Origin of the sequence: Clostridium polynesiense, assembly GCF_000820705.1 — a bacterium.
Lineage (GTDB): Bacteria > Bacillota > Clostridia > Clostridiales > Clostridiaceae > Clostridium_AA > Clostridium_AA polynesiense.
In genome coordinates this window covers 1-12,928 of record NZ_CCXI01000083.1, presented here as the reverse complement: position 1 = coordinate 12,928, position 12,928 = coordinate 1, and the positions used below count along the sequence as shown (strand labels likewise).

11 protein-coding genes are annotated in these 12,928 nt (G+C 32.4%); all 11 read left to right on the top strand.

Annotation, left to right across the window (positions count from 1 at the left end):
• Nucleotides 1-289 precede the first annotated feature (289 nt).
• Nucleotides 290-901: a hypothetical protein gene (locus TA89_RS07595; RefSeq protein ID WP_040212251.1), complete on the top strand. Its 612-nt coding sequence runs from the start codon at nucleotides 290-292 to the stop codon at nucleotides 899-901.
• A gap of 107 nt (nucleotides 902-1,008) precedes the next feature.
• A complete protein-coding gene (locus TA89_RS07590) occupies nucleotides 1,009-2,085 on the top strand; it encodes a DUF871 domain-containing protein (protein ID WP_040212250.1) in 1,077 nt (358 codons plus the stop codon).
• 26 nt (nucleotides 2,086-2,111) lie between these two features.
• Complete coding sequence (gene murQ, locus TA89_RS07585) at nucleotides 2,112-3,023, top strand: N-acetylmuramic acid 6-phosphate etherase (RefSeq protein WP_040212249.1); 912 nt, start codon at nucleotides 2,112-2,114, stop codon at nucleotides 3,021-3,023.
• A 343-nt stretch (nucleotides 3,024-3,366) separates the two neighbouring features.
• The gene (locus TA89_RS17665) at nucleotides 3,367-4,671 is read left to right on the top strand and encodes a murein hydrolase activator EnvC family protein (RefSeq protein ID WP_052447365.1); all 1,305 of its coding nucleotides are present in this window, start codon (nucleotides 3,367-3,369) and stop codon (nucleotides 4,669-4,671) included.
• Nucleotides 4,672-4,805: 134 nt separating this feature from the next.
• Nucleotides 4,806-4,976: a hypothetical protein gene (locus TA89_RS18570; RefSeq protein ID WP_187119278.1), complete on the top strand. Its 171-nt coding sequence runs from the start codon at nucleotides 4,806-4,808 to the stop codon at nucleotides 4,974-4,976.
• A 213-nt stretch (nucleotides 4,977-5,189) separates the two neighbouring features.
• Nucleotides 5,190-5,993, top strand: coding sequence for a hypothetical protein (locus tag TA89_RS07575; protein ID WP_040212248.1), 804 nt, complete (start codon nucleotides 5,190-5,192; stop codon nucleotides 5,991-5,993).
• 116 nt (nucleotides 5,994-6,109) lie between these two features.
• A complete protein-coding gene (gene tig, locus TA89_RS07570; RefSeq protein ID WP_040212246.1) occupies nucleotides 6,110-7,402 on the top strand; it encodes a trigger factor in 1,293 nt (430 codons plus the stop codon).
• 175 nt (nucleotides 7,403-7,577) lie between these two features.
• Nucleotides 7,578-8,189 (top strand): ATP-dependent Clp endopeptidase proteolytic subunit ClpP, encoded by a 612-nt coding sequence (clpP, locus tag TA89_RS07565; RefSeq protein WP_040212245.1) that lies wholly within the window; start codon nucleotides 7,578-7,580, stop codon nucleotides 8,187-8,189.
• 33 nt (nucleotides 8,190-8,222) lie between these two features.
• Complete coding sequence (clpX, locus tag TA89_RS07560; protein WP_040212244.1) at nucleotides 8,223-9,512, top strand: ATP-dependent Clp protease ATP-binding subunit ClpX; 1,290 nt, start codon at nucleotides 8,223-8,225, stop codon at nucleotides 9,510-9,512.
• A 168-nt stretch (nucleotides 9,513-9,680) separates the two neighbouring features.
• Nucleotides 9,681-11,396, top strand: a complete 1,716-nt coding sequence (lonB, locus tag TA89_RS07555) for an ATP-dependent protease LonB (protein WP_040212294.1) — start codon at nucleotides 9,681-9,683, stop codon at nucleotides 11,394-11,396.
• Between the two features lie 149 nt (nucleotides 11,397-11,545).
• Nucleotides 11,546-12,928 (top strand): LON peptidase substrate-binding domain-containing protein (locus TA89_RS07550; protein ID WP_040212242.1); only part of this gene is annotated, 1,383 nt, incomplete at its 3' end.

Here is a 12,928-nt window from a genome sequence, read left to right as displayed (position 1 = left end):
TATGGATTGAAAAGTAAAAGAGCCTCTTTTGCAAGAGGCTCTTTTGGTAAATATTAAGGAATTGATTTATGGTAAATATTATAAGGGTTAACAAATTTATTAATTATCTTGTGTATGAATTTATTTTAACACCAAAAGTCGAAGTTTGCAATAAAAAGTTCAAAAATTTTTTAAAAAATATAATTTAATAATAAAATATCTTTAGGGGGTTTCTTTAGAAACTTTTGTTCAAGTATTCTCATTTTATTTTTTACAGCATATTAATTACTATCAATTACTGGAGGATGCTATGAATAAAAGTATTAATATAAAGACCATACTGTTTTTTTTGTTTTTAGCAATAATTCTGCTGTGGGTTATATCTTACATGGGTTGTGATATTAGATCCCAGCCTTCAGATATAAGAGATAACGTTTGGAATTACTCAAAAAAGACCGTTAAAATCATAAATTCAGGAATAGAGGATTTTCAGAAGTTAAATCCGGTTGTATCAAATGGAATGGTCACCTTCAATGAAATTGGTAAGGAATCAATAATTATCAATTCTAAAACCCAAAAAAAATTGTATAGGCTGAATGATGATTATGTAAAACTGCTGAAAATAAACAATAATGAATTAACAGAATCGGAAATGAAATTATTGTCAAAAACGCTGGAATTGGTTAAGATATATTATAAGCTGGATATATTGGTAAAACAATATGACATAATTTGCCTTCAAATAAAATCTGGAATAAAATTTGAAGAGGACAATGATAAATATCTAAAAAAGAAGAGAGAAGAAATCATATTCAGCTTGGATGAAATGAACAGGCATAGTGTCATATTTAAAGAGTTATTTAATGTAAGATTTGATACAAGCATTAATAAGATAAAGAACAGGATTTCTGATTTAAAATAACTGATTGTCCATTGATTTATTAAAAAATAAGTAGTAAATTTATAATTGGTTATATTTAGCGGGAAGATTTGTTCTTTAAATATTATTTTAATCACAGGAGGTAAATTATGAAAAAAGGTATTTCAGTCTTTACTGGAATGGATTATAGTTTAGAAGAGAATCTTGAGTATATAAAAACCGCATCTCAATTAGGTTTTACAGAGGTTTTTACCTCTCTACATATTCCTGAAGCGGATTATGAAAAGGCTTTAAATGAATTTAAAGAGATGTCCAGCCTGTGCAAATCTTTGAATATGACCCTTATAGTAGACATATCTCCTCGTGCTTTTAAATATTTAAATATAAGACAGGATGATTTAAAAGCTATAAAGGACTTAGGTGTAGATGTACTAAGAATAGATTTTGGATATTCAGTAAAAGAAATCGCTGATTTTACTAATAACAAAGAGGGGTTAATGATAGAGGTAAATGCAAGCACCATTACTCCCGAGATATTAGAAAGTTTATCTAAGGAAAAGGCTGATTTCAGTAATCTTCAGGGATGTCACAACTATTATCCCCGATTAAATACAGGAATAAGCGTTGAGTCCTTAATAGCTAAAAATAAAATGCTAAAAGAAAAAGGTATAAAGATATCTGGTTTTATACCCTCACAAAAGAAGAGAAGGGGGCCAATATATGAAGGACTTCCAACTTTAGAAATCCATAGATTCATCTCTCCTGAGGCTTCTGCAAAGCATCTCTTTCTATTAGGCTGTGATACAATTATATTTGGTGATGCTATAGCTTCCAATGAAGAAATGAAGTCTGTAGGAGATATAGAAAAAGATGTAATAGAATTAAGGGTTATACCCTTTACCAATGATGAGTTGGAAAAGAAGATTATATTTGATGGGGTGCATGAAAATAGGACAGATGGAGCCGAAGATGTAATAAGGTCAACAACCTCAAGAGAAAATATAAAAGGCGTAATCCCCTGCAGCAATACGGTAGAAAGGAAAAAAGGAAGTATAACTATTGATAATATAGGATATAAGAGGTATAGCGGAGAACTGCAAATATGCAGAAAAAAACTTCCTGCGGACTTTAGGGTGAATGTGGTAGGAGAGGTTGTGCAGGAAGAACTTATGCTCATTGATTATATAAAAGACGGCAGCAAATTTAAGTTTAAAAATATATTATAAAATAAAAACTGAAAGCGGAGGTTCTAATGAATATAGAAAGATTATCCAAATTAACTACCGAGGGAAGAAACCCCAATACAATGAATATTGACAGTGTAAGCACTTTAGAAATGATTACAATGATTAATGAAGAAGATAAAAAGGTGGCTGAGGCAATAGGAGCTGCAAAAGAAAATATTGCTAAAGCTGTAGATATAATTGCAGATAGATTTTTAAAAGGAGGCAGACTCATTTACATCGGTGCAGGCACCAGTGGAAGGCTAGGAATACTTGATGCATCAGAATGTCCACCTACATATGGAGTAGATTTTGAATTAGTACAAGGTATTATTGCAGGGGGACGTACAGCTATATTTAAAGCTGTAGAAGGTGCAGAGGACGATAGAGAGTTAGGCAAAAATGATCTTATAGAAAAAAATCTTACTGAAAATGACATAGTTTGCGGAATAGCAGCTTCAGGCAGGACTCCATATGTAATCGGAGCTATGGAATATGCAAAGGAAATTGGAGCAGCTGTTCTTTCTGTAACTATGAATGAAGAAAGTGAAATGGCAAAAATAGCTGATTGTCCTATTTCCGTAGTGGTTGGTCCTGAAGTGGTTATGGGATCTACAAGAATGAAATCAGGCACAGCTCAAAAAATGGTGTTAAATATGCTTTCTACCGGTGCTATGATTAAACTTGGAAAAGTTTATGGAAATCTTATGGTGGATGTTCAGCCTACTAATGAAAAATTAAGAGTTAGAGCTAAGAGAATAGTTATGCTTGCTTCTGAAGTGGACGAAAATAAAGCTGAAGCATTACTTAAGGAAACAAATTATAATGTGAAACTAGCTATATTTATGATTGAAAGCGGATTAGACAAAGAGGAAGCTGAAAGAATTTTAGACAAAAATAACGGATATATAGCAAAAGCTTTAAAAGAGGTAAGAAAATAGAACCATTCTGATATAAAAAAAATCTATTAAAAGATCTAAAGTCTGGTTTCTAAAACTTTAGATCTTTTATATTTTAAGGATTATTAAAATATTTTGATGATAAATAAGCAGAAAAAGTAAAACAGGAAACAAATTAGTGGTAAAATATATGAAATTGTTATAATAAGTTCAATAACATGTTAATTTTACATACAGTATATTCCAATATTGTGCATAAAATTTAAATAAATTATTAAAATCTTATTTAATTTCTATAAAACTTCACTAATTAGCCAAAAATGTTGTATAATTGTTTTGGGGAATAAATCCAAAATTTAAAGTCTAAAATAAGGGGAAATTAATCATGAATAAAAAAAGATTATCATTATTGATAACTTCGATATTATTATGTACACAGCTAAATATTGTACAAGCTGCGCCAGCTTATGTGGAGGATAGACAGGATACTATAAACCAAAATAAGAACAAAATAAAGGAATTAGAGACAAAAAAAGGCGAAGTAGGCAGCAATAAAAAAGTTATAAAAACAGAAATTAATTCTTTAATGAAGGATATTGAGAGCAAAGCGGTTCAAATTGCTTCACAGGAAAGCAAAATATCTGATTTAGAAGGCAAAATTAATGACTTGCAGCGTAAGATAGATATCGTGCAAAGAGACATAAACAGCACAGAGGATAAGATAGATACAATAAAGAAAGAAATTGAGAAAAAAGAAATAGAAAAGAAGGAAAAGGAAGAACTTCTGGGAAAAAGACTAAGAAACATGTATAAAGACAATCCTTATGATAAATTCTTAGTTATTCTTTTAGACAGTGCTGATTTAGGAGATTTAATTGCAAAAGCTGCTTCAATAGGCAGAATAATAGGCAGAGATAAATCTCTCATAGATAAGGTTACAGAGATTAAAGAAGAATTAGATAGAGACAATCAATTATTAAATAAGCAGATGGAAGCTTTAAATTCTAAGAAAGTACAGATTTCTGCAGATCAAAATACTGTTCTGGCAAGCAAGGCTCAAGTAGTCAGCGAGAAACAGGCTCTCAACGTAAAAATGGACGAGCTTAAAAATTTAGAAAATCAAAAACAGACTAAATATTCCCTGCTGACAACAGAAGAAAAAAAGCTGCAAAAAGAAATTGCTTCTCTTGATAATGTAAATGATGAGCTACAAAAGCAGATGGACGATTTTATTAAGAATTTAAATAATAAAAATGAGCAGGAGAGTAATAAAGGCCAAAGACCTTCTATACCCCAAAATAATAACAGCGGATTTTTACGTCCTACTAACGGTGTTTTAACTTCACCTTTTGGAATGAGAATGCATCCTGTATATAATGAAATGAGAATGCATAAAGGTGTAGACTTAGCTTCACCTAAAGGTACTCCTATAAAAGCATCTAAAGCTGGAGTTGTTGACTTTGCAGGGGTGCAGAGAGGGTATGGTAATGTTGTGATCATCAATCATGGAAATGGTGTACAAACCTTATATGCTCATGCAAACTCTTTATTAGTTAAAGAAAATCAAGTGGTTTCACAGGGGCAGATCATTGCAACTGTGGGTAATACAGGAGTTGGAACAGGAGATCACCTGCACTTTGAAGTTAGAATAAATGGCACTGCGGTTAATCCAATGAACTATATTAATTAATTACATATAAGATAATGATACCCGTGTAATAATATTTAATATCAATGTTATTGCACGGGTTTATTATTGGTTTAATTTTATTGTTGTATGGCAGTATAGTATATGTTAAATTAAATTAAAGGATGTGATATTATATGGAAGATAAAAAATCCTTACTAAAGGATTCTCCGGAATATGAGGATTATTCTGAAAATGTGCATTATGAAGCAGGATGCTGCGCTAAAAGCAGAGATGGTAATGGCTGCTGTGGTTCTAAAAATTCAAAATCATGCTGCTGCAAAAATAAATCACAACAAAAGAGATAATTTTATTAATTGATGATTACTACCTTAACAATTAATTTAAAATATCAAGTTTCTTGAAAAGATTACGTGAATTAAATTAGCAAGAATTTTATAATGTAATTTTGTTAAAATAACTTTAAATAATTATTTTATTGCAAAAAGAGTTACTAATTTAATAAAGATTACGTTATAATATATAATAGTGCAAAATAAAAACTAGGAGGGAATTATAACATGGGAAAGCCTAGTATTTTCAGCAAGGAGTACGAAAGAAGAAAAAAGAAAAGGAGAAAGAGAATAGCTTTCCTGGTTCTTCTCGTAATTATTTCAACTTTTAGTTTGTTATATTGGAGTCCTGTTTCCAAATTTTTTACAAACAGCCAGCTTTATAAAGAGCTTCAGGCCAAGTATAAAGATAGTGAAAAAAATCAAAACCCGCCATCAAATGAGCAAAATAATAATCTTTCTGGAAATAAAGATGCTAAAAATGAGGAAGAAAATAATACTAAAAAATCTGAAGAAAAGTACTTTGAAATAAAGCTCCCAGACGGTACAAACGCAAGAGCTGTATATGAGCAGGATGATAGCAGCATTAAATTTAAATATCTTACTGGTAATGATAAAACTTCCTTTGATATAAGTCCATCAGGGAAAAAAATGATCATTTTAGACGGTACTACCCAGGATTTAATTGAACTGTCCATTGATAATTCAATTAAAGATTTAACTTACAAAGTTTATACAACCCGTAATAAGTCTAAAATATATAAAGATAAAAAATTATCACAGAATCCTCAGTTTCAATGGCATAGCAGTCCTAAATATGTCAGTGAAGAAACCATAGCCTATGTAAGCCAGATGCCGTGGTTTAAAACGGAAAAATATGTATGGCTGGTGGACAGTACAGCAGGTAATCACAGATATGTAAAAAATATTAAAGGCAGCGAAATAAAATTTGGCAATCTTACTAACAAAGGATTAGAAGTGATAATTGACGGCGAAACTATAATTATCGACTCAGAAGGGAAAACAGTATAACAATTTAGTATAAAGGTATTAATACTATTTGAAAATAAAACAAATATTGTGATATAATAACGTAGTTAGTAAATTATATTACTTATTAACTTAACGGATTTAGGAGGAGTCTTGTAATGAATGTTAAAATGCAAAAGGTAGAGACGAATGTCGTTGAATTAGAAATAACAGTTGATGCACAAAAATTTGGTGAAGCATTAAAAAAGTCATACAATAAAAATGCAAGAAATTTTAATGTGCCAGGATTTAGAAAAGGTAAAGTTCCAATGAACATAGTTAAAAAATATTATGGTACAGGTGTTCTTTTTGAAGATGCCATAAATTTTGCTATAGAAGAATCATATCCGGAAGCTTTAACAGAAAAGGATATTCATCCTGTGGATTATCCTGAGATAGACATAGTTGAAGTTGATGAGGATAAGGACTTTGTTTATAAGGCTAAAGTTGTTGTGATGCCTGAAGTAGAGCTTGGAGAATACAAAAATGTTGAAGTGAACAAAGTATCCTATGATGTATCAGATGAAGACATAGAAAAGCAGCTTAAAGCTATGCAGGAAAAGAATGCTAGGGTAGAAGTTAAATCCGAAGGTGCAGTAGAAAAAGGAAATATAGCTGTAATAGATTTTAAAGGATTTGTTGACGGAGTTGCTTTTGAAGGTGGCGAAGGACATGATTATCCTTTAGAAATAGGTTCAGGTACTTTTATTGGTGACTTTGAAGATCAGTTAATTGGTGCAAAGGCTAATGAAATGAAAAATGTTTCAGTTACCTTCCCTGAAAATTATGGAAAAGAGGAATTAAACGGAAAACCAGCAACCTTTGAAGTTACTGTAAAGGAAATAAAGGTTAAGGAGCTTCCAGAGCTTGATGATGAGTTTGCTCAGGAGGTTTCAGAGTTTGATACCTTAGATGAATTAAAAAATGATATATCAAATAAGATGAAAGAATCTAATGATTTAAGAGCAAAACGTGAATTTGAAGAAAGCATAATAAACAAAGCCGTTGATAATGCAAAAGTTGAGATTCCTCAGGTTATGGTGGATAAAGAAGTTGATGCTATGCTTAAGGATTTAGAGGCAAGATTACAATATCAGGGTCTGGATCTGGAATCTTATTATCAGTTTACAAACAACACTGAAGAAAAGATGAAAGAATACATGAAAGAAAATGCTGAAAGAAAAGTAAAAACAGACTTAGTTCTAGACAAAATTGCTAAATCAGAAAGTATAGAAGCTTCCGATGAAGAGATTAAAGAAAAAGCTCTAGAATTAGCAAAGCAATACGGTAATGATGATCCTGAAAAAATGGCTGAGCTTTTATTAAAATCTCAAGAAAGAATTATAAAATTAGATGTAGTTACAGAAAAAACTATAAAAATGCTAGTTGAAAATGCTAATATAATAGAGTAAGATATTCAGTATAGTGATTGCCAGAAACTTTTCTGGCAATTATTTTACAATTAATTTATGGTTATTCCATTAACAAAATAGAATATATTATATATAATTTAAGTATAATTACATTTATTTTACCAAGTATGATATATAAATGTTATATTTAATTAGTATTTGAGGAGGTAATTTTATGAGCTTAGTACCTATGGTTATTGAGCAGACTAATAGAGGAGAAAGATCTTATGATATATTCTCAAGATTATTAAAAGATAGAATAATAATGATCAGCGGAGAAATAAATGATGTGACTTCTAATTTAGTAGTAGCTCAATTATTATTTTTAGAGAGCGAAGATCCGGATAAGGATATATATATTTATATTAATAGCCCAGGAGGATCTATAACTTCTGGAATGGCTATATATGATACTATGCAGTATATTAAGCCGGATGTATGCACTATATGTATAGGTATGGCTGCTTCTATGGGATCATTCCTTTTAGCAGCAGGAACCAAAGGAAAAAGATATGCACTGCCTAACAGTGAAATAATGATCCACCAGCCTCTTGGAGGATTTCAAGGTCAGGCAACAGATATAGATATCCATGCAAAAAGGATATTAAGAACTAAGGAAACACTTAATAGAATATTAAGTGAAAAAACAGGAGTACCACTGGAGAAGATAAACAGGGATGTAGAAAGAGATTACTTCATGACTGCTGAAGAAGCTAAAGAATATGGCTTAGTGGATTCTGTTATTGAAAAGAATACAGTGGCAAAACCTAATGAAAAATCTGAATAGATTTTATTCTAAACCCTGAGTGAGGTGTGTTTAATGGCGAAATATGACGATAAAAAGCAACTTAAATGTTCTTTCTGTGGCAAAAATCAAGATCAGGTTAGAAGATTAATTGCTGGCCCAGGGGTTTATATTTGTGATGAATGTATTGAATTATGTTCTGAGATTATAGCAGATGAATTTGAAGAAGCTTTACAATTTGATTCAACTACGCTGCCGAAGCCTGCAGAAATAAAGACATACTTAGATCAATACGTTATAGGACAGGAGAATGCAAAAAAATCCTTAGCAGTAGCTGTCTATAATCATTACAAACGTATTAACTCAAATGATGATGAATCAGATGTAGAATTACAGAAAAGCAATATCCTTTTGTTAGGACCTACCGGTTCAGGTAAAACTCTTTTAGCACAAACATTAGCAAAATTCTTAAACGTTCCCTTTGCTATTGCTGATGCTACTACTTTAACTGAAGCGGGATATGTAGGTGAAGATGTAGAAAATATTCTTTTAAAGCTTATACAAAATGCTGATTACGACGTGGAAAGAGCTGAAAAAGGGATTATTTATATAGATGAAATTGATAAGATAGCCAGAAAATCTGAAAATCCATCTATTACAAGGGATGTATCCGGAGAAGGCGTACAGCAAGCTCTTCTTAAAATTCTTGAAGGCACTACAGCTTCAGTACCTCCTCAAGGGGGTAGAAAGCATCCTCATCAAGAATTTATACAGATAAATACCACCAATATACTTTTCATCTGCGGCGGTGCTTTTGATGGAATTGATAAAATTATTGAAAGAAGAACCAGAAAAAGCTCCATAGGTTTTGGTGCAGAGATTCAATCCAAACATGAAAAAGATATAGGTAAGATATTAAATGAAATCATGCCGGGAGATCTGTTAAAGTTTGGGTTAATACCAGAGTTTGTTGGAAGACTTCCTATAGTGGTAACTTTAGAGTCCTTAGGCAGAGACGTATTGGTTAATATTTTAAGCGAGCCTAAAAATGCTCTAGTGAAACAATATAAAAAGTTATTTGAACTTGAGAATGTAGAGCTTGAATTCACTGTAGAAGCATTAGAAGCTATAGCGGATGAAGCTCTGGCAAGAAATACCGGTGCTAGAGGGTTAAGGGCTATAATCGAAGATATAATGAGAGATATTATGTTTGAGGTTCCTTCTAACGAAGAAATTGTAAAAATCATTGTGAATAAGGATACAATAACATCTAAGAAGCCGGAAGTTATATCAACTGAAGGTGAAAAGCGACCTCAGCTGAAAGCAAAAAAGAGCAAAAAGAAAAAAGGCATAGAAAGTGCATAAATAAAACTGCTGACTTTTAATTAAAAGTCAGCAGTTTTTGTTTTATGACATTCAAATCATTTATTGTATGTAATTATAGGGAATATAATACATGAAACCTGTTAATAATATGGATTATGGAAATCATTAATGAAGGGAGGCTTGCATTTATTATAAATGCATACAGTTATGACTAATTTTCTATTGATATTAATACTAGGTTTTATCATAATTATAGGGATAAATTTAATAACTGTCTCTAAGACTCAGCAATCCAATAAAGTAGTTATTGACAGGGAAAATAAAAAGGAAATGGAGAATTTAAGAAAACTAAGGAGTATAAAACTCACGGAACCTCTTACTGAAAAAAGCAGACCTTCTTCACTTAGTGAAGTAATAGGGCAGGAAAAAGGTATATTAGCACTTAAAGCGGCTTTGTGCGGACCTAATCCTCAACACGTTATAATATATGGACCTCCAGGAATAGGTAAAACTGCAGCAGCTCGTTTAGTATTGGAGGAAGCTAAAAAATCTGCCAATTCTCCCTTTAATAAAAATGCCAAATTTGTTGAAATTGATGCCACCACCGTTAGATTTGACGATAGAGGTATAGCAGATCCTCTAATAGGTTCTGTGCATGATCCTATATATCAGGGGGCAGGAGCCTTAGGCATAGCCGGCATTCCCCAGCCTAAGCCTGGAGCAGTTACCAAGGCTCATGGAGGTATATTATTCATTGATGAAATAGGTGAGCTTCATCCCATTGAACTGAATAAGCTTCTGAAGGTTTTAGAGGATAGAAAGGTTTTTTTAGACAGTTCTTACTATAGCTCTGAGGATCCCAATATGCCTGCATATATAAAAGAAATTTTCGATAACGGACTACCTGCTGATTTTAGGCTTATAGGAGCAACTACCAGAAGCCCGGAAGAAATAGCTCCGGCTATAAGGTCAAGGTGTGTTGAAATATTCTTTAGAGCTTTGACGCAGGAAGAAATTAAAGCTATTGCTGAAAACTCTGTAAAAAAAGTTGGACTAATAATAGAGGGTAAAGCCTTAGATTTAGTAAGTAAGTACTGCGGTAATGGAAGGGAAGTAGTAAATCTTATACAGCTTTGTGCCGGTATGAGTATAAATGAAAAAAGACAAAATATAATAACTGAAGATGTTGAATGGGTCATTGAAAATGGTTACTATAGCCCAAGATTAGAAAAACTAATACCCTCAGAACCGCAAATAGGCATTGTTAACGGTCTTGCGGTTTATGGTGCTAATATGGGAACCATACTAGAAATAGAAGCCAGTGCCAGAAGAATTTCACATAGAAAAGGCGAACTCAGGATTACTGGAATAATAGAAGAGGAAGAAATAAGCAGCTCTAACAGAAAAGTAAAAAGAAAAAGCACAGTATACTGCTCTGTAGAAAATGTTATTACAGTTTTAGAAAACTGTTTTAATTTAAACTGTGATGAATATGATATACATTTGAATTTTCCAGGTGGAATACCAATAGATGGTCCATCGGCAGGAATAGCTATCGCATGCAGTATATATAGTGCCGTTAATAAGATACCAATAAATAATAAAATAGCGATGACAGGAGAAATTTCTCTTCAGGGAAGTGTTAAACCTATAGGTGGTGTAATAGCAAAGATTGCTGCAGCAAAAAAAGCCGGTGCCAACACTGTTATTATTCCTAAAGAAAACTATGAAGAGTCTTTTAAAATGGATGGAGATATAAATATAATACCGGTGGAGGATATCAGGGAGACTGTAAGGTTATCTATAATGACAAGCTATTCTGAAGCTATAGAAGGTGATAAGGAGATTCCCCCAAATATACTGTCAGCCAGCTCTTTAAACAGTGAGACAAATAATAATAACAATTTTAATTACAATGCATAAGAGTCTATTATTGTTTAGTGTTTTCATGTATTATAATAATAAGCATTTATATTGAAAATTGCCATTATTATGTGTATACTAAATTAGTCTAACATACACTTTATGAAATTATATGCTGGTGAAAAATAGTAAAAAAGAGGGGGAGAAATATGGAAAAAGAGATTAAAATTCTTCCTTTGATTCCTTTGAGGGGAATTACAATATTCCCTTATATGGTTTTACACTTTGATGTCGGAAGAGAAAAATCCATAGCTGCCTTAGAGGAAGCTATGCTGAATAATGCTGAGATATTTTTATCTGCACAAAAGGATGCGAAAACTGAGGAGCCAAAAGAAGAAGATATATACGATATAGGTACGGTATGTTCCATAAAACAGCTGTTAAAGCTTCCTGGAGATACCGTCAGAGTTCTTGTGGAAGGAAAGGCTAGAGGAAGAATCAATGAGTTTGTTGATACTGACAAATTTATTAACGTTAAAGTCGAGCTTGAAGAAGTTTCTGATGAAGAGCCTACAATAAAGTACGAAGCTTTAATAAGGAGACTTAAAGATACCTTTGAAGAGTTCGTATCATTATCAGGTAATCCTCAGATAGAAACTTTGATTGAAGTTGATGATATCGAAGACGGCGGAAGATTAGCTGATACAATAGCATCCTTCCTTATATTAACTCAAAGCTCACGTCAGGAGCTCCTGGAAGCACTTCAGGTAGAAGAAAGAATAGAAAAGCTGTTAGTTATACTTCTGAGAGAAATGGAAATCCTTAAGGTAGACAAAAAAATCGGCTCCAAAGTAAAAAGGAAGATTGATAAAGTCCAAAGGGAATATTATTTAAGGGAGCAGCTAAAGGCAATACAGGAAGAGTTGGGAGAAGAAGACGAGGATCAGAAGGAATTAAAAAACTACAGAACCAGAATTAATAAAGCAAAACTGCCAAAAGAAGTAAAAGAAAGAGCGTTATATGAATTAGAAAGATTAAAGTCCAGCGGTGCTTATTCTGCAGAAGGTGGGATAATTAAAACATACCTGGATTGGCTTATAGAGCTTCCATGGAATAAGGAAACTAAAGATAATTTAGACATAAAAAAAGCTCGTGAAGTGTTAGAAGCTGATCATTATGGATTAAAAGATGTTAAAGATAGGATAATTGAATACTTATCAGTAAGAAAGGTAAGCAATTCCCTTAAAAGTCCAATTTTATGTCTGGTAGGTCCTCCTGGGGTAGGTAAAACTTCTATTGCTAAGTCCGTAGCCAGAGCGCTGAACAGAAATTTTGTAAGGATGTCCTTAGGTGGAGTGAGAGATGAAGCAGAAATAAGAGGTCACAGGAAAACTTATGTGGGATCAATACCAGGGAGAATAATCTATGGTATGAAGCAGGCTAAATCCAGAAATCCACTATTTTTATTAGATGAGATTGATAAGATGAGCAGCGATTTTAAAGGAGATCCTGCGGATGCGCTCCTTGAAGTGCTGGATTCTGAGCAAAACAGTACTTTTAGAGATCATTATCTGGAATTAGAGATGGATCTT